We start from the raw sequence: 17,274 nt of genomic DNA on the forward strand, positions 1-17,274 counted from the left end.
CCAAGGACTATTCCATGTCTGAATGCATCGCCCTGCAACCCGGCGCCGACTGGGTCGAGTTGCGCACCACGGAGGAAGACTGGGCCAACGCGGCCCCAGGCCTGCTGGGCACCATGCTGACCCACATGCACCTGATCCGCGGCTTCGAAGAAGCCGTGCTGGAGCTGGCCGCCGAAGGCCTGGTCCACGGGCCGGCGCACTCCAGCATCGGGCAGGAGGGCGGCGCGGCTGGCTCCATCGTCGGCGTGACCGGCGCGGACCAGGTCAACGGCTCGCACCGCGGGCACCACCAGTTCCTGTCCAAGGCGCTGGGCTACCTGGCACCGCAAGGGCTGGATCCCGATGCGCCGTTTTCCACCGCCGTGCAGACGCTGCTGCAGCGCACGCTGGCGGAGATCCTCGGGCTGGCGCAGGGCTTCTGCAAGGGCCGCGGCGGCTCGATGCACCTGCAATGGGCCGAGGCCGGCGCGCTGGGCACCAACGCCATCGTCGGCGGCGGCGTGCCGCTGGCGGCGGGCGCTGCCTGGGCGCACAAGCATGCCGGTACCGACGCGGTGGCCGTGACCTACTTTGGCGACGGCGCGGTCAACATCGGCTCGGTGCTGGAGACGATGAACCTGGCCGCCGCGTGGAAGCTGCCATTGTGCTTCTTCATCGAGAACAACGGCTATGCGGTCTCCACCACCGTGGCGGAATCGACGGCCGAGCCGCGCCTGTCCGCGCGCGGGCCGGGCTTCGGCATCCGCAGCTGGAAGGTCGACGGCATGGATCCGCTGGCCGTGCACCTGGCGATGCAACAGGCGCTGGCGCATATGCGCGCCGGCCACGGCCCGGCGGTGATCGAGGCGGAGGTGTATCGCTTCCTCCACCAGAACGGCCCGTTCCCGGGCAGCGCGTTCGGCTATCGCAGCAAGGAAGAAGAGCAGCAGTGGCGCGCGCGCGACCCGCTGGAACTGCTGGCGCGCCGCATGCAGGCACGTGGCCTGCTCTCGGCGGAGCAGGTGCAGGCCTTGCGCGAGCGCGTCAGGGCCGCGATGCAGGCCGCCATGGCGGCGCTGACGCAGCCCGATCCGTCCGGCAAGGCGGGCAAGCGCATCATCCGCCCGGAACTGTGGCCCAGCCCGGACTTCCGCGACGTGGGCATCCGCAGCGACCTGAAGGAACTGGAAGGGCTGCGCTACGCGGACCAGGATACCTTCACCGGCATGCTCGACACCCGCAAGTTCGTCGACGTGGTGGCCGACGTGATGGGCCGGCGCATGGAAACCGACAGCACGGTGGTGGTCATGGGCGAAGACGTCCACCGGCTCAAGGGCGGCACCAACGGCGCCACGCGCGGGCTGCGCGACCGCTTCCCGGAACGCGTGCTGGGCACGCCGATCAGCGAGAACGCCTTTGTCGGCCTGGGCGGCGGCGTGGCGCTGGATGGCCGCTTCAAGCCGGTGGTGGAGTTCATGTACCCCGACTTCATGTGGGTTGCCGCCGATCAGGTCTTCAACCAGATCGGCAAGGCCCGGCACATGTTCGGCGGCGAGAGCGACGTGCCGCTGGTGCTGCGCACCAAGGTGGCGATGGGCACCGGCTACGGTTCCCAGCACTCGATGGACCCGGCCGGGATCTTCGCGACCAATCCGGGCTGGCGCATCGTGGCGCCGTCGAACCCGTTCGACTATGTGGGGCTGATGAATACCGCGCTGGCCTGCAAGGACCCGGTGCTGGTGATCGAGCACGTGGACCTGTACAACAGCTCCGCGCTCGGCCCGGTGGACGACCTGGACTACCACCTGCCGCTGGGCAAGGCGGCGGTGCGGCGCCAAGGCAGCGAGGTCACGGTCATCACCTACCTGTCGATGGTCGGCCACGCGCTGGAAGCCGTGGAGAAGACCGGCGTGGACGCCGAGGTGATCGACCTGCGCTGGCTCGACCGCGCCAGCCTGGACTGGGAAACCATCGAAGCCAGCATCCGCAAGACCAACAACGTGCTGATCGTCGAGCAGGGCGCGCGCGGGACTTCCTATGGCGGCTGGCTCGCCGACGAGCTCCAGCGGCGCTGCTTCGATTGGCTGGACCAGCCCGTGCAGCGCGTCACGGGCGCGGAAGCGGCACCGAGCATCTCCAAGGTGCTCGAGCGGGCGGCGGCGGCGCGCACCGAAGAAGTCATCGACGGCCTGCGCCATGTGATGCGCGACAAGGGCCTGGCCTGAACCGGGGAGTCATGGAAATGAAGATGAACATGGTGGTACCACTGGAAGTCGGCATCGCGGTCCGGGACCTGCCCCGCATGCGCCTCTTCTACGAAGACGTGCTGGGCTTCACCTTTGTCAGCGAGGTGGTGGTGCCGGCGGAGAAATCAGTGCAGGCGGCGATGCACGCGCAGGGCTACACCGTCGTGCGCCTGCAGACCCCTTATGGCGAGCGCATCAAGCTGCTGGCGCCGCCGCACCCGCCCGCCGCCGAGCCGGCGACGGCATATATCCTCGACAAGGCCAACGCGTCGTACCTGACCTTCATCGTCGACGACATCCAGGCCGTGGTCGATGCCATGCTGGCGCAGGGCGTCGAGTTCATGACCGGTCCCCGCCGCGTCGAGGTCCGCCCCGGCACCTACCTGGCGTTCTGCCGCGACCCGGAGGGCAACGTGCTGGAGATCGTCCAGTACACCGACATCGCCGGCTATCGTCCCGACCTGCTTGCCAAGGGAGATGCCTGATGGCCATCCTGCTGCGCATGCCCGAGGTGGCCGCCAATGCCACCCACGCCACCCTGCAGGCCTGGACCCGGCAGGAGGGCGACAAGATTGCCGTGGGCGACTGCATTGCCGAGATCGAGACCGACAAGGCGATGGTCGAGCTCAACGCCGACACCGCCGGCACGCTCGGCCGGATGCTGGCTCGGCCCGGGCAGGAGGTGGAGGTCGGCGCGCCGATTGGCGTGCTGCTGGTCAATGGCGAGACGCATGCCGATATCGACGCGCTGATCGTGTCGTCTGGTGCCATCGTGGTGCCTGGGGCGCAGCCGCCGGTACCGGCACCCGCCGTGCCTGTAGCGCCCCTGGCCGCCGAACCCGCCACCGCGCCCGCCCGCATCTTCGCGAGCCCGCTGGCACGGCGGCTGGCCGCGCAACGCGGCCTCGACCTTGCCAAGCTGACGGGCAGCGGCCCGAACGGGCGGATCGTCAGGCGCGATGTGGAGGCGGCCCAGGCTCCTGCTGCGGTCCCGGCCCTTGCCACGGCCCCGGCATCCGGCAGCCCGGCACCGGTGCAGGATGCCGCCGTCGAAGGATTCATCGAGATTCCGCACAGCAATATGCGGCGCACCATTGCGCGCCGGCTGGCGGAAAGCAAGGTCACCATCCCGCATTTTTACCTGTCGGCGGACTGCCAGGTGGACCGGCTGCTGGCGCTGCGCGCCGAGATCAACGCCGGCGCCGCGCGCAAGATCTCCGTCAACGACTTCGTGGTGCGCGCGGTGGCCGTGGCGCTGCGCGAGGTACCGGAGGCCAACGTGGCATGGACCGATAGCGCGCTGCGCCAGTTCCGCACGGCCGACATCGCCGTGGCCGTGTCCACCGACAGCGGCCTGATCACCCCGATCGTGCGCGCGGCCGAGCGCAAGCCGCTGTCAGCGATCAGCGCCGAGATCGCCGAGCTGGCGGCCCGCGCGCGCGCGGGCCAGCTGCGCCCGGACGAATACCAGGGCGGCAGCATCAGCGTCAGCAACCTGGGCATGCATGGCGTGGGTGAGTTTTCCGCGATCATCAACCCGCCGCAGGCCGCGATCCTGGCGGTGGGCGCCGCGCAGGCGATGCCGGTGGTGCGCGACGGCAAGCTCGAGGTGGCCCAGGTCATGCGCTGCACGCTCTCGGTCGACCATCGGGCCATCGACGGCGCGCTGGCGGCCAAGTGGTTGGCCGCGGTCCGGCGCCTGCTGGACAACCCGCTGGCCATGCTGGTCTGAAGGGGGCGCGATGACATCTTCGTTCGACCTTGCCATCGTCGGCGGCGGGCCCGGCGGCTACGTCGCCGCCATCCGCGCCGCGCAACTGGGCATGCGTACCGCGGTGATCGAGAAGGATGCGCTCGGCGGCATCTGCCTCAACTGGGGCTGCATCCCGACCAAGGCCCTGCTGCGCTCGGCCGACGTGCTGCGCATGGTGAAGGATGCCGCGGCCTATGGCGTCGCCGTGGGCGAGCCCCGCGCGGATGTGCCGGCCATGGTGGCGCGTTCGCGCGCAGTGGCGGCGCAGCTCAACAAGGGCGTGGCGCACCTGATGAAGAAGCACGGCGTCACCGTGCTTAACGGCCATGGGCGGCTGGCGGGCAAGGGCCGGCTCCAGGTGAGCGCGGCAGACGGCCAGGCCAGCACCATCGGCGCCGGCCATATCGTCCTTGCCACCGGCGCGCGCGCGCGGCCGCTGCCGCAATTGCCGGTCGATGGCAGCACCGTCTGGAGCTACCGCGAGGCGCTGGCGCCACCGACGATCCCGCGCCGCTTGCTGATCGTGGGCGCGGGGGCGATCGGGGTGGAGTTCGCGAGCTTCTATCACGCGGTAGGCGTGCAGGTCACGCTGGTCGAGATGGCCGAGCGCATCCTGCCAACGGAGGATGCGGAGATCTCCGCGCAGGTGGCGAACCAGCTCCGGCGCGACGGCATCGCCATCCACGCCGGCACCCGCCTGGAGGGTGCCCAGCGCGGTGCGTCCGGGTGGACGGTGACGCTGGCAGGCAGCGAATCCGTGCGGCTTGAGACCGACGTGGTGCTGGTCGCGGCCGGCATCGTCGGCAATGTCGAGGATCTCGGCCTGGAAGGCACCGGGGTCAGGGTCGAGCGCACGCATATCGTCACGGACGCATACGGCTGTACCGGCGAGCCGGGCGTGTACGCCATCGGCGACGTGGCCGGCCCGCCATGGCTGGCGCACAAGGCCAGCCATGAAGGCGTGATCTGCGTCGAGAAAATTGGCGGGCTCCAGCCGCACCCGCTCGACCCGCGCCGGATCCCGGCGTGCACCTACAGTCATCCGCAAGTAGCCAGCGTCGGCCTGACCGAAGCGCAGGCGATGGCGGCAGGCCACCGCGTGCGCGTCGGCAGGTTCCCGTTCTCGGCCAACGGCAAGGCCATCGCGATGGGCGCCACTGGCGGGCTGGTCAAGGTGGTGTTCGACGAAGGCAGCGGCGAACTGCTGGGCGCCCACATGGTGGGCGACGAGGTGACCGAGATGATCCAGGGCTACGGCATTGCGCAGGCGCTGGAAACTACCGAGGCCGAGCTGATGGCGGCCGTGCTGCCGCACCCGACCCTGTCCGAGGCGATGCACGAGGCCGTCCTGGCGGCCTACGGCCGCGCCCTGCATATCTGAATCGAACCGACCGCATGGAGACACTGCATGTCTGACTTTGCATCGCGTACGCTGCTGCTGACCGGCGCCAACGGAGGGATCGGACGCGAGCTCGCGCGCCTGTTCCACGCCGGCGGCGCCAACCTGGTGTTGACCGACCTGGATGCGGACGGCCTGGCCGGCTTCGCGCGCAGCCTTGGCGACCCCGAGCGCAACGTGACGCTGCCCATGGACGCCGCCAGCCCGGACGACAGCGCGCGCGCCGTCGCCACGGCGGTCGAGCGCTTTGGCGGCATCGATTTCCTGGTGCCGTCCGCCGGCCTGTACCAGTCCCAGCCGGTCGCGGAAATGACCGACGCGCAGTGGCGCCAGACGCTTGGCATCAACCTGGACGGCGTCTTCTACCTGATCCGCCGCGCGATTCCGGCCTTGCGGGAGGGCAGCGCCATCGTCAACCTGACCTCGGTGGCGGCGCACCGCGGGGCCTACAGCAACGCCCACTATGCGGCCTCCAAAGGGGCGCTGCTGAGCCTCACGCGCAGCCTGGCGCGCGAACTGGGGCCGCGTACCCGTGTCAATGCCGTGTCGCCTGGCATCATTGAAACGCCGATGACGGCCGAACTGGTGCGTACACGCGGCGCCGAATCGGTGGAACAGACCCCCCCTGCGGCGGCTGGGCCATCCGCGCGAAGTCGCCAGCGCGATCGCTTTCCTGTGCAGCGGCGCCGCCAGCTTCATCACGGGCGAGGTGCTGCACGTCAACGGCGGCCTCTATATGGCCGGCTGATACGGCCTAACCATCACACCGACTATGCTGAACCTTCAGGATTCCTCGCTGCTGCGGCAGCAGTGTTATATCGACGGCCGCTGGCTCGAGGGTGAGCGCCGCATCACCGTCACCAACCCGGCCACCGGTGAACGCGTGGGCCAGGTGCCGCAACTGGGCGCCGACGAGACCCGCCAGGCCATCGAGGCCGCCAACCGCGCGCAGCCGGCGTGGCGCGCGCGCACCGCCAAGGAACGCTCGGCGCTGCTGCGCAAATGGTTCGAGCTGATCATGGCCAACCAGGAAGACCTGGCGCGCATCATGACGGCGGAACAGGGCAAGCCCATCGCCGAGGCGCGCGGCGAGATCGCCTACGCGGCCTCGTTCATCGAATGGTTTGCCGAGGAAGGCAAGCGCGTCTACGGCGACACCATCCCCGCACCGGTCAACAGCCAGCGCATCGTCGTTACCAAGGAGCCGGTGGGCGTGTGCGCGGCCATCACGCCCTGGAACTTCCCCGCGGCGATGATCACGCGCAAGGCGGGCCCCGCGCTGGCGGTGGGCTGCACCATGGTGCTCAAGCCCGCCTCGCAGACGCCGCTGTCCGCGCTGGCGCTGGTGGCGCTGGCCGAGCGCGCCGGCATTCCGGCCGGCGTGCTGTCGGTGGTGACCGGTTCGGCCGGCGCCATCGGCGGCGAGATGAGCAGCAACCCGCTGGTGCGCAAGCTGACCTTTACCGGCTCGACCGAGGTCGGCCGCGTGCTGATGACGCAGACCGCCTCGACGATCAAGAAGGTGTCGATGGAGCTGGGCGGCAACGCGCCCTTCATCGTGTTCGACGATGCCGATCTCGACGCCGCCGTGGAAGGCGCGATCGTTTCGAAGTACCGCAACGCCGGCCAGACCTGCGTCTGCGCCAACCGCATCTACGTGCAGTCCGGCGTGTACGAGGCCTTCGCGCAGAAGCTTGTGGCCGCAGTGGCGGCGCTCAAGGTCGGCAACGGCATGGAGGACGGCGTGCGCATCGGCCCGCTGATCGACGACAAGGCCGTGGCCAAGGTGGAGGAGCATATTGCCGATGCCATCGGCAAGGGCGCGCGCGTGCTGCAGGGCGGGCAACGCCACGCGCTCGGCCATTCGTTCTTCCAGCCCACCGTGCTGGCGGACGTGGCCCCCGGCATGCTGGTGGCGCGCGAGGAAACCTTCGGTCCGCTGGCGCCGCTGTTCCGCTTCGACACCGAGGACGAGGTCGTGGCCATGGCCAACGATACCGAGTTCGGCCTGGCCAGCTATTTCTACGCGCGCGACCTGGGCCGTGTCTGGCGCGTGTCCGAACGACTGGAATACGGCATCGTCGGCGTGAACACCGGGCTGATCTCCACCGAGGTGGCGCCGTTCGGCGGCGTCAAGCAATCGGGCGTGGGGCGCGAGGGCTCGCACTACGGCATCGAGGACTACCTGGTGATCAAGTACACCTGCATGGCGGGGATCTGAGCATGCAAATCGACGGCAATACCCAGCTTGTCGGCATTATCGCCGACCCCATCGGCCAGGTGCGCACGCCGCAGCTGTTCAACGCCTCGGTGTCCCGCCAGGGCCTGAATGCGGTGTGCGTGCCGTTCCACGTCGCGCCCCAGCAGTTGCGTGCGCTGCTCGACAGTCTCCCGGCAATGATGAACCTGGCCGGCATGGTGGTCACCGTGCCGCACAAGGAGGCGGTCGTCGCGGCATGCGCCGAGCTGACGGAGACCGCCCGCATGGTCGGATCGGTCAACGCGCTGCGCTACGATCGCGACCGGCGCATTTGGGTCGGCGGCAACTTCGACGGCGATGGCTTCGTCGCCGGTCTGCGCGAGCGCGGCCACGCGCTGGCGGACAAGCGCGTCCTGCAGGTCGGCGCCGGCGGCGCGGGCAAGGCCATGGCCTTCGCCATCGCGCGGGAACGGCCAGCGGAACTGGTGATCCACAACCGCTCCGCAGAGAAGGCGGCGCAGCTGGTGGAACGGTTGCGCGCCGCGCTGCCCGACATGGCGATCCGCGCGGGCGGCGACGACCCGGCCGGGTTCGATGTGGTGGTCAACGCCACGTCGCTCGGCCTGCGCGACGACGATGCGCTGCCGTTGCCGGCCGAGCGCCTGGCTCCCGGCACGCTGGTCTGCGAAGCTGTCGTGCGCGATCCGGAGACCGCGCTGCTGGCAGCGGCGCGCGCGCGCGGCTGCAGCATCCATCACGGGCAATGGATGCTGTACGGGCAAATCGTGGAGATCGCGCGCTTTCTCGGCGTGCCGCTCGAGGCCACCTTTGTAGAGCGGACACTGGGGCCGTGGTGAATTAGCCGCGTTTGTCGAATTTATACCGTTTTTTTGCGCGCCCACATCCATGCATCCAGCACACCACGCGGCCTCGCGCTGTGGCGTGACGGCGTAGGGCGGATGCCGGGACATGCCGCGCTGCGCTTCGTAGCTTCGACTCTGGTGCTCACGAATCCGGGCTTGGATCATGCTGGAATGAGAAAACGTGCCCGCTTGCCAATTGCATCAGAGCGATCTGCATTGCCAGGAGATCCTGAGGCCTGCCCATTGCGAACATCCGTTTCGTGCACTCACTGGATCCTTGCAACGAGAAAGGGACCAACTGAAGATTCCATTCGAGCAGCTTTTCAAAGTGAGCAAAAGCGTGGTCCATGAGGCCCACCATGTCCGCCATGCCTCGCAAGACTTCAAGGTTCGAGCGCTGCGCTATGGAAATATGGTGTATGGCTAGTGAATTCATGATCACACCCCTGTAAGCACACGCGATTTTCTTCTGCGCGCTGATTGGAATGGGGCCACATGCGAGCCCGTCACGGCAAAAGCTGGATTCAGCCGGCTTGCTGCCCGATTACCAGGGAAAATGCATGAATGCTCCTCGCACATGTGCCCGCTGCATGGCAGCAACAGTCATCTCTGACCGCAAGCCAATGATCATTCGAAATTCAACAGGGCGACCCCATTGATTGAATGACCAATACGGAAAAAGAAGTGCAAGGTGGGGGAAATCCGGAGCTGGTTGGGCGCTTCAGTCGCGTGCCCAACAAGCTCCGGAAAAATTAGAGGCAGGCGCGACCCGCTCCATATCGCGAATGCGTCTTGCTGTAGAAGCGCGAGACCTTCGTTGCAGCGCCAACTTGTGACGGTAAGGCTACTATGTGCGATACCGGCTGTCGCTTCATGCCTGATAACCCGACCAGGCAGAAATACTGCACCACCGTATCCATTGCCTAGTTCCTCAAGCAGAAAACTGAAAACGATCCGTTGAATATTCGATATCTTATCCAATTCCCAAAAAAAGGCAAACCGGCTGCCGATATCCTTGCCTTGGCGCAGTAACCCGCCAGACCGTCATGGCTTCCCTTGAGATGCGAACCCTGTTTAAATGAGGGCTGTGAGGGTTGTCATTCTTGCACCCGGATTCCCGTGAAACGCACTTTCCCGCTCCTTCGCGCGGCGATTGCCGCAATGCTCCGTGCCGCCCGGCACTCTGCCTGACACCGTTTGGTACTGTCTGCAGAGCACCGGGCCGAAACTCATTCCCCTGCAGCCATGGACAGCGCTGCCTGCCTGGTGCGTGGATTCACAGTGATGCGCGGAGTTTGCAATGCGAAAGACGGTTTTCCTTACAACGGCCCACGTCGAGCGGCTTAATTCTCTTGTGGTGGATCAGGGGTTGCCGACGCATAAGCGGCAGTGCCTGCGTGACATGATTGATCATGCGATCATCTGCACGCACACCAGCCTGCCGGCCAAGGCCATAACGCTGCACACCCCCTTTTTATGCATCGAAGCGCAGCATCGCGAGCATCTGCTTTGGCGCCTTGTGTACCCTGAAGACGCCGACTATCGCCACGGCAAGCTGTCGATTCTGTCGCCGGCGGGTATGGCGCTGCTTGGTTTGCACGAGGGCCAGCATGTCCGTGTCGCCATACCAGAGAGCCGGAACTTTCTCGAAGTCACGGTCGAGGAAATCCTGGAGTCCGAACGCGTCTATTGAACTTTCCAAAGATCAGGGTAGCGCTCTTCGGTACTAAACTGACGGTGCCGCTGCCAGCACACATGCCCGACCGGCGGCCTGCTTAAGGCCGCCGTCGCCCATGGTTCCGCTTGGCGCCCCAACATGCTCTCGGTGAATCCATGGCCGCATCTTGCATCACAGCTAGTCAACCGCGATGGCAAGGATCAGCAGATCCCGCTGAATGATGCCATCGATGCAATCACTACCCACGCGCCCGCGTGCTCGCTGAACTTGGCTGTCCGTGATGCCTTCCGGGCCACCCTGGCCGAGATGGGCCAGAACAGATCGCTGCCCCCAATCCTTGAAGGCAGGCAGATCTATGCCGCAGACTGAATGCCAACTACGCGTTCCATCCCATCAGGTCCATCGCGAGCATCAGCCCCGCCAAAGCACAGGTTGCTGACACGCCAGTCAACAGTCGCACATCTCGGAGCGCCTCGCCCGCTCGCCTTGCCTGTACCGCCGCGACGAGTGCAGCGAGGCCTATCCCGGCCAATACACACCCTATACCTACCATAACGATTGCTTGCTCCTATGATTCTGCAGAGTTCCGCGAATCCTGCGATCTCGATCCAAGGATGATTAGGACTCACCGCTCTCAGTGAACGTCAGTGGCACATCGCGCTTGCTTCCGACCAACAGGCGTGGATTAGGCTCACGGAAGTTGCCCAGCGTGACCAACGCACCGTCGTGCTCGACCACCATGCCCTGCAAGCGGGCGCCACGGCCCTGGGTCAGCAGCCGCGCCTCAGCGCGGCTGCCAGCTTCCGCACACCAGCGTGGAAGGCTTCTGCCTTGCGACAATGCGAGCGCTATCTTCCCAGGCGTCGACGCGCACGTTCAGGCCGGCGTAGATGCCGTAGCCCGGCCCGGTCAGGATGTCTTCCTCGGTCTGCACGCCTTCGCCGGCCTTGATGGCGCCTTCGGCTGCGATGGTCTCTCTGGCCCTGATGCCCCAGCCCGCCACCAGGTGCTGGCCGGCACGGATTGCGCCGCCGGCCTCGATGCCGCAACCGGCGACGACGTCGTGCTGGCCTTCGATATTCCCACCCGCCTTGATGCCCTGACCGCAGCGGATAGCGCCTTGCGCCACGATGTTCTCCCCGGCTCGCAGGTTGCCGCTCACGGAGATGTGCTCGCCGGCGGTGACATCCCAGCCAGCGCGGACATTGCCCTTGCAGTCGATTTCTGTCTCGGCTTCGATGCCCCAATTGGCCTTGATGTCGCCGCCGGCTTCGATGGTGCCGCCGCTGTAGAGATTGCCCGCGCTGTCGATGTTCTCGCCGGCGACGATGGAAATGCCGGCCCGGATGCCCGCGCCGACGCGGATGCTGCGCCCGGCCCTGATCACTGACTCGACATCGATGACGCCGCGCACGATCACGGTGCCGGCAAAAACCAGCGCCTTGGCATCGAGCGCATCCAGCGTGAGGATGGTGTCTGTCGGGCCGAACTGGTTGAGCAGCCAGCACGCATCGCCGACGCGGTCAGCCTGGACCAGCGCATCGAGCAGGCGCTGGTAGTCGCTTCCACCGTGGCGGTTGCGCAGGAACCATTTGTATCCATCCGCGCAGGGGCGTTTGGCTTTGACAAAATTCTGAGAGAGCTCCATGGCCATGAAGGTGTAGCTTGTAAGCTGGCTAGGGCCGTCGTGCGACGGACAAGTCCGGCGCCGGCTAAAGGATTTGGTGCAAAGGAGTCTGCGCGCCGGACGACCGGCCGGCGCGCATTGGATCAGAATTTAATCCGATCGGTATCGGCGTCTGATCAATCGAGATTGAGGGCAAGGTAGAGGACGGCCATCGCCCCCATCGCGCAGAGTGTCCTGCGATAGATGACTAAGGTCTTGCGGCTGATCGTCGGCATGCTCTCTCCCATTTGCACGTTGAACAGTGGGCCGCCATCGATGCTTGCGGCCCCCGGGCAATGTGCCGTGCGGGGAGATCAGATCCGGACTGTGGGCTAGTCCCTGATTCCCCGCACGGCTAAGAGAAGCACGGCGGGAAGATGGAACTGTTGGGCGACCCTGACTTGCAGGGCGGCGAGGCCGCGTTGCTGTGCACAGGCGCGCGCAGCCGCAACATGCTTGGCATGCTGGTGGTTGGCGGTGCGGATCTGTACAGAGTGCATTGGGTCGCTACGTTTGCCGGAGGGCGGTTGTTTTGCGCCGAACCACTGTTGGCCGGCTTCCGGTGGGGCTAAGTGCCCCTATATTCGGAATCGCCGCTCGAATTGCAGGGCTGCTTGCCCGGCCAGGATGCGGAGACTGAATTCACTTATATCATATGCGCTGGGGTTTTCCCACCTTGCCAGCCGGATCGGCGTCAGGTTGCCGGCCCCGTTGCGCCAGATGGAGCGATGAAGAAGGCAAGATCGCTCTATCACGGTTGGTCATCGCGTTCCCGCAGCGGTATCAATTGCGCCTTGTAGTCGTGACGGATGAGACGATCCGCTGCTAATGCATAAATTTGGCGCTGACGTCGCTGATCGGGCCACGCCCGAACGACGCTAGCCTGGTGAGTTGTTCGGGCATGGGCGAGCCTGTCCGGAATTCCTCTCGGGAGGGCAGCAGCAACGGGTGCCCATTGCCAAGGCGTTTGCGATGCCGTCGGGCTTGTTGCTGCAAGTCGAGCCCTTCATCCGAGTGGATTGCTGGGGGCGGCAGTTCAGCCGGGATCATCCGTTTTCGGAGAGGGCCTGTGGTAGGGGAGGGCCTGTCGGTTGAGCGCATGGGCCATGCTCAGCAGCGGGGTGATGCCGATGCCGGCGGCAAACAGCAGGTGTCCGCTTGCCTCCGGCGACAGGCTGAACAGGCTGCGCGGGGCGCTGATGGACAACTCGGTGCTTTCCTGCACATTGTCATGCAGGGCGGCGGAGCCGCCGCGCGAGGCTTGCTCCCGCTTCACGGCGATCAGGTAGCCAGACGAATCGTCGGGCGGACTGCACAACGAATACTGGCGCTATCATCCTTTTCCACATCCGATAGGCTTCGCGCATGTCGCCTTCGTCGGTGGCGTGCGAGACCTTGTCGCCGTTCGCGGCGACGACTTCGCGGTTCAGCCCGCGGTTGACCAGGATCGGACGAACGGGCCCTGAAAATGCTCGTGGATCCGCAGCCGTTCGCGGTTGGCGATCTCCGGCCCGCCATCCATGCCCAGCGCGACGTGACGGATCTCGGTCTCGGTCGGCGAAACCGGGTGCAGTACGCGGAAGAAGGCCATCGACATCGCGACGTTCAGTTGCCGTCTGCAACGGCTCGCGTGCTGGACTGGTACCACATTGACATGCGATTCGAGAACCTCGTGATGTCGCTCCCAGGTCTGCGCGGTACTGATGTGTATTCCAAGAATCGGCTGCGCGAGCGTGTGATCAAAGCGAAGTGGTGTTATGGCACGGTGAGTCGGCGCGATGCTTGGAAAGACTGGAGTCGCTGCGACGCGACACAGGTTGGATTGGCGCTCGCAATCCACTAGGGCGCGTGATCCCAACGAGGACATTCGCAACTCACGCGTTGGTACCCACCTGGCAGGAAGATCCAGGCGTTTGCGAAATTAGTTCTTGCGTCATTAAAGACACCCCTGACTTGGCCTCTCCCAGACGGCACTTCATCGACACCGCTCCGCATGCCATGGATAGCGCATCGTCGGAGGCACCCGCCCGGCAATAGTGCTTGTTCGCCCACATGGGGTCACCGCACGGCGTGCCGTCAGAGGTGGTGGCGCGGATGAGTCAATTTCAGCGACCCATCCGCTAAAGGACAATCATATTGTCGCTTTTGGGACAACAAGGTCTTGACCAATGTCGGCGTTTTGCTGCGCGAAAGAAAATCATATGATGGGCCATCCTGCATTGCAGCATCCCGCCCACTCTTCCAACCGAACCTCCAGGCTGACAGGCCAGGGCCACCCCATCTTCCACGCGACATGATTGCCGTGCGAGTGTGTCTGCACGCGCTGGCTTCGCTCGGCCCAGCGACCCCCAACGGGGCGTGCTGCGTGACCAGATGGCTTCACATCTCAGAGGGAACACGCCGTGAACACAGAACATATCCGCCGAAACGCATTTGCCATGCCGGTGCATAACCCGTCGTATCCGCGTCCGCCGTTCCGCTTTCTGCAGCGCGAATACTTCATCGTTTCCTACGAGACCGATCCCGACGCGCTGCGAGCCGTCGTGCCCGAGCCGCTGCAGCCCGACGCGAACCTTGTCCACTACGAATTCATCCGCATGCCAGATTCCTCCGGCTTCGGCAATTACACCGAAAGCGGCCAGGTCATTCCCGTCATCGGCGAGCAGGGACGCAAGGGCAATTACACCCATGCGATGTACCTCGATGACGAGGGCCCCATTGCCGGCGGCCGTGAAATCTGGGGCTTCCCTAAGAAGCTCGGCTCGCCGCGCCTGTCGATCGACGGACACGATACGTTGCTCGGCACGCTCGACTATGGCACACAGCGCATCGCCACCGGCACGATGGGCTTCAAGTTCCGCCCACTCGATCTCGAAACGGAACAGCGACACCTCGCCGACACGCCGAACTACCTGCTAAAGGTCTTGCCGCACGTCGACGGCTCGGCGCGGATCTGCGAACTGGTCCGATTCCTCCTGCGCGATGTCACGGTGCTGGGCGCATGGGCAGGCCCCGGCGCGTTGGAACTCCACGCGCATGCTCTGGCGCCGGTCGCCGACCTGCCGGTCCGCCGCGTCGTCGGTGCCAAGCATCTGATCGCCAACGTCACCCTCGATATCGGGGAGGTCGCTTTCGACTACCTCGCGCCGGCACAGGCGCCGAAGCTGGTCGTCAATCAATAACCCCCGCAAGGAGCAACCATGTCATTGCAAGGAAAAGTCGCCCTCGTTACCGGCGCAGCCAGTGGTATTGGCGAACAATGCGCCCGTCAGCTGGCACATGACGGCGCGGCCGTTGTCATCGCCGACCTGAATCTCCAGAATGCGCGCCAAGCGGCCGAGTCGATCGTCGCCAACGGTGGCCAGGCGATTGCCGTGGCGATGGACGTCACGAACGAGGAAGCGGTCAACGCCGGCATCGAAGAAACGGTGGCAAAGCTGGGCGGCATTGATGTGCTGGTATCGAACGCCGGCATCCAGATCGTCAATCCGATCGAGGACTACGCGTTCTCCGACTGGAAGAAGATGCTCGCCATTCACCTCGATGGCGCTTTCCTGACGACCCGCGCGGCCATCCGGCACATGTACAAGGCCGGCAAGGGCGGGGCGATCATCTACATGGGCTCGGTCCACTCGCACGAGGCTTCCAAGCTTAAGTCGGCCTACGTCACGGCCAAGCACGGGCTGCTGGGCTTGGCCCGCGTCGTGGCCAAGGAAGGCGGCCCGCGTGGCGTTCGCGCCAACGTCGTCTGTCCGGGCTTTGTCCGCACCCCGCTGGTCGACAAGCAGATCCCCGATCAGGCCAAGGCGCTGGGCATTTCCGAAGCCGAGGTCGTCAGCAACGTCATGCTCAAGGAAACGGTCGATGGCGAATTCACGACCGTCGCCGACGTGGCCTGCACGGTCGCGTTCCTGGCCGGCTTTGAATCCGCCGCGCTGACCGGCCAGTCGGTCGTGGTCAGCCACGGCTGGTTCATGCAGTAAGACAAGGAGCCGACGTGCACCGCAGTCAACGCAAGACATTTCAACAAGCATCTCCGCTGACGTTGCCGCCCTATGACGAGGTCGGCCTCGTCCTTCAGGGTGGCGGCGCACTTGGCTCCTATCAGGCTGGCGTCTACGAAGGCCTGGCCCAGGCGGGGATCCACCCGACCTGGGTATCGGGCATTTCGATCGGCGCATTGAACGCCGCAATCATCGCTGGCAATGCCCCCGAGGATCGCGTGGAAGCGCTGCGCGGATTCTGGAATACGATCAGCCTGCCGGCGGACGTGATTGGCAATGTCGGTGCCTGGGTGCCGGCGACCTTCGGCTTCTGGGACATCGCGCGCAAGTGGTCGAGCATGTGGGCCGCCGGCCGTGCGCTGGTGGAAGGCCAGCAGGGCTTCTTCGTGCCTCGCTCGCCGCTGCACAGTTTTGGCAGCCAAGGCAGCGCGCCGAGCCAGGTGAGCTTCTACGATACGAGCGAGCTGCGCGCGACCCTGCTCAAGTACGCCGATTTCGATCGCATCAACGACGGTGAAATGCGCGTCTCCGTCGGCGCGGTCAACGTCCGCACCGGCAACCTCGTGTACTTCGACAACACGAAGATGCACCTCAAGCCGGAACACTTCATGGCGTCCGGCGCGCTGCCGCCGGGCTTCCCGGCCGTGGAGGTCGACGGCGAGTTCTACTGGGATGGCGGCCTCGTATCGAATACACCGCTGACCGAGATCCTGCGCGAATCGCAGCACAAGGACACGCTGATCTTCCAGGTGGACCTGTGGAGCGCGAGCGGGGCCCTGCCGGGCAACTTCCTGGACGTATCAGAGCGCACCAAGGACATCCAGTACTCGAGCCGGACCCGCTCCGTCACCGCGTTCATGGAAGGCCGCCAGAAGCATGCGCGGCTGATCAAGGAACTGCTGGAACACGTGCCGAAGTCTGTCCGCGAGACCCATCCGCTGATGCGCGAGGCGCAGCGGATTGCCGATGGCAGCGCCGTCAACGTCGTGCACCTGATCTACCGCAATAAATTCTTCGAAGGACATTACAAGGACTTCGAGTTCAGCGCCGACACCATGGGCGAGCACTGGACCAGCGGGCTGGACGACATCCGCGGCTCGTTTGCCCGTCCCGAGTGCCTGGCAATTCCGAGCCACGACATCGGCTTCGTGACCCACGATGTGCATCGCCGCGATGCGCCGGCGTTGACAGGCTCCGGGCCGCTCGATACGGCTCTGGACACGTCGAAGCTGAACACCATCGACAGCTTTCCTGCCGAGGCCGAAGCTCGGGTCTCGGCGGCCAGTTAAAGCCGCTCGCCCGGGGGCCATACACGTGACAACCGAACAAGCCGCCCAAACACATGTCGAGAGCATCGCGCGACGTGGCGCGGTACCTGCCGCTGTGGTGCCGCGCCGTGCCTCCAGCCTATGGAACGTGGCGTGTCGTTGGGGCACCACCATGACCGGTACAAAGGCGTTTGTCGACGAAGCCGGCATGGCCATAC

13 protein-coding genes and 3 pseudogenes are annotated in these 17,274 nt (G+C 65.5%); 12 read left to right on the forward strand and 4 right to left on the reverse strand.

The annotated features are described in order from the left end of the window. Positions 1 to 14: 14 nt before the first annotated feature. The 7 genes and pseudogenes from AC10V3_RS34720 (at position 15) to AC10V3_RS34750 (ending at position 8,434) form a co-directional block, all read left to right on the forward strand. Entirely contained in the window at positions 15 to 2,204 is a 2,190-nt protein-coding gene (locus AC10V3_RS34720; protein ID WP_349608119.1) for an alpha-ketoacid dehydrogenase subunit alpha/beta, read from the forward strand. 17 nt (positions 2,205 to 2,221) lie between these two features. Next, positions 2,222 to 2,710 (forward strand): VOC family protein, encoded by a 489-nt coding sequence (locus AC10V3_RS34725; protein WP_490924427.1) that lies wholly within the window; start codon positions 2,222 to 2,224, stop codon positions 2,708 to 2,710. Continuing rightward, complete coding sequence (locus AC10V3_RS34730; RefSeq protein WP_490924428.1) at positions 2,710 to 3,957, forward strand: pyruvate dehydrogenase complex dihydrolipoamide acetyltransferase; 1,248 nt, start codon at positions 2,710 to 2,712, stop codon at positions 3,955 to 3,957. The genes AC10V3_RS34725 and AC10V3_RS34730 overlap by 1 nt, the downstream gene beginning before the upstream one ends. A 10-nt stretch (positions 3,958 to 3,967) precedes the next feature. Next, complete coding sequence (gene lpdA, locus AC10V3_RS34735) at positions 3,968 to 5,359, forward strand: dihydrolipoyl dehydrogenase (protein WP_490924429.1); 1,392 nt, start codon at positions 3,968 to 3,970, stop codon at positions 5,357 to 5,359. Between the two features lie 27 nt (positions 5,360 to 5,386). Further along, positions 5,387 to 6,125 (forward strand): annotated as a pseudogene (locus tag AC10V3_RS34740) (SDR family NAD(P)-dependent oxidoreductase). A gap of 24 nt (positions 6,126 to 6,149) precedes the next feature. Continuing rightward, positions 6,150 to 7,598 (forward strand): NADP-dependent succinate-semialdehyde dehydrogenase, encoded by a 1,449-nt coding sequence (gene gabD / locus AC10V3_RS34745; RefSeq protein WP_490924430.1) that lies wholly within the window; start codon positions 6,150 to 6,152, stop codon positions 7,596 to 7,598. Between the two features lie 2 nt (positions 7,599 to 7,600). Beyond that, the gene (locus AC10V3_RS34750) at positions 7,601 to 8,434 is read left to right on the forward strand and encodes a shikimate dehydrogenase family protein (RefSeq protein ID WP_490924431.1); all 834 of its coding nucleotides are present in this window, start codon (positions 7,601 to 7,603) and stop codon (positions 8,432 to 8,434) included. A 148-nt stretch (positions 8,435 to 8,582) separates the two neighbouring features. Here the strand turns inward: AC10V3_RS34750 and AC10V3_RS34755 are convergent, their stop codons facing one another. Continuing rightward, positions 8,583 to 8,876: a hypothetical protein gene (locus AC10V3_RS34755; protein ID WP_490924432.1), complete on the reverse strand. Its 294-nt coding sequence runs from the start codon at positions 8,874 to 8,876 to the stop codon at positions 8,583 to 8,585. A gap of 864 nt (positions 8,877 to 9,740) precedes the next feature. On the opposite strand from AC10V3_RS34755, the gene AC10V3_RS34760 reads away from it, so the two are divergent. After that, positions 9,741 to 10,133 (forward strand): GreA/GreB family elongation factor, encoded by a 393-nt coding sequence (locus AC10V3_RS34760; protein ID WP_349608104.1) that lies wholly within the window; start codon positions 9,741 to 9,743, stop codon positions 10,131 to 10,133. Between the two features lie 123 nt (positions 10,134 to 10,256). After that, on the forward strand, positions 10,257 to 10,487 hold the full coding sequence (locus AC10V3_RS34765; protein ID WP_490924434.1) for a hypothetical protein: 231 nt from the start codon (positions 10,257 to 10,259) through the stop codon (positions 10,485 to 10,487). 415 nt (positions 10,488 to 10,902) lie between these two features. On the opposite strand, the gene AC10V3_RS34770 is transcribed toward AC10V3_RS34765, so the two are convergent. The 3 genes and pseudogenes from AC10V3_RS34770 to AC10V3_RS34780 all read right to left on the reverse strand — a co-directional run. After that, a complete protein-coding gene (locus AC10V3_RS34770; protein ID WP_490924435.1) occupies positions 10,903 to 11,766 on the reverse strand; it encodes a hypothetical protein in 864 nt (287 codons plus the stop codon). 1,090 nt (positions 11,767 to 12,856) lie between these two features. Further along, positions 12,857 to 13,114 (reverse strand): annotated as a pseudogene (locus AC10V3_RS34775) (ferredoxin reductase domain-containing protein); the annotation flags it as partial. Then, positions 13,014 to 13,390 (reverse strand): annotated as a pseudogene (locus AC10V3_RS34780) (SRPBCC family protein); the annotation flags it as partial. The pseudogenes AC10V3_RS34775 and AC10V3_RS34780, both read right to left, overlap by 101 nt. A gap of 796 nt (positions 13,391 to 14,186) precedes the next feature. On the opposite strand from AC10V3_RS34780, the gene AC10V3_RS34785 reads away from it, so the two are divergent. The 3 genes from AC10V3_RS34785 to AC10V3_RS34795 are packed head-to-tail and all read left to right on the forward strand — an operon-like array spanning position 14,187 to position 17,077. Continuing rightward, on the forward strand, positions 14,187 to 14,966 hold the full coding sequence (locus AC10V3_RS34785) for an acetoacetate decarboxylase (protein ID WP_490924436.1): 780 nt from the start codon (positions 14,187 to 14,189) through the stop codon (positions 14,964 to 14,966). An 18-nt stretch (positions 14,967 to 14,984) separates the two neighbouring features. Then, positions 14,985 to 15,767 carry a 3-hydroxybutyrate dehydrogenase gene (locus AC10V3_RS34790; protein ID WP_490924437.1) on the forward strand — a complete coding sequence of 261 codons (783 nt, stop codon included), beginning with the start codon at positions 14,985 to 14,987 and terminating at the stop codon, positions 15,765 to 15,767. Positions 15,768 to 15,781: 14 nt separating this feature from the next. Continuing rightward, positions 15,782 to 17,077: a DUF3734 domain-containing protein gene (locus tag AC10V3_RS34795; protein ID WP_490924438.1), complete on the forward strand. Its 1,296-nt coding sequence runs from the start codon at positions 15,782 to 15,784 to the stop codon at positions 17,075 to 17,077. The last annotated feature ends 197 nt before the right edge of the window (positions 17,078 to 17,274 follow it).

The organism is Cupriavidus sp. PB-02 (genome assembly GCF_058252315.1).

Excerpts from the sequence above, each read along its gene's own strand:
- AC10V3_RS34725 (WP_490924427.1), top strand. The coding sequence starts at position 2,222 with ATGAAGATGAACATGGTGGTACCACTGGAAGTCGGCATCGCGGTCCGG.
- AC10V3_RS34765 (WP_490924434.1), top strand. The coding sequence starts at position 10,257 with ATGCTCTCGGTGAATCCATGGCCGCATCTTGCATCACAGCTAGTCAAC.
- AC10V3_RS34730 (WP_490924428.1), top strand. The coding sequence starts at position 2,710 with ATGGCCATCCTGCTGCGCATGCCCGAGGTGGCCGCCAATGCCACCCAC.
- AC10V3_RS34790 (WP_490924437.1), top strand. The coding sequence starts at position 14,985 with ATGTCATTGCAAGGAAAAGTCGCCCTCGTTACCGGCGCAGCCAGTGGT.
- AC10V3_RS34760 (WP_349608104.1), top strand. The coding sequence starts at position 9,741 with ATGCGAAAGACGGTTTTCCTTACAACGGCCCACGTCGAGCGGCTTAAT.
- lpdA (WP_490924429.1), top strand. The coding sequence starts at position 3,968 with ATGACATCTTCGTTCGACCTTGCCATCGTCGGCGGCGGGCCCGGCGGC.
- AC10V3_RS34755 (WP_490924432.1), bottom strand. The coding sequence starts at position 8,876 with ATGAATTCACTAGCCATACACCATATTTCCATAGCGCAGCGCTCGAAC.
- AC10V3_RS34750 (WP_490924431.1), top strand. The coding sequence starts at position 7,601 with ATGCAAATCGACGGCAATACCCAGCTTGTCGGCATTATCGCCGACCCC.
- AC10V3_RS34770 (WP_490924435.1), bottom strand. The coding sequence starts at position 11,766 with ATGGAGCTCTCTCAGAATTTTGTCAAAGCCAAACGCCCCTGCGCGGAT.
- AC10V3_RS34720 (WP_349608119.1), top strand. The coding sequence starts at position 15 with ATGTCTGAATGCATCGCCCTGCAACCCGGCGCCGACTGGGTCGAGTTG.
- gabD (WP_490924430.1), top strand. The coding sequence starts at position 6,150 with ATGCTGAACCTTCAGGATTCCTCGCTGCTGCGGCAGCAGTGTTATATC.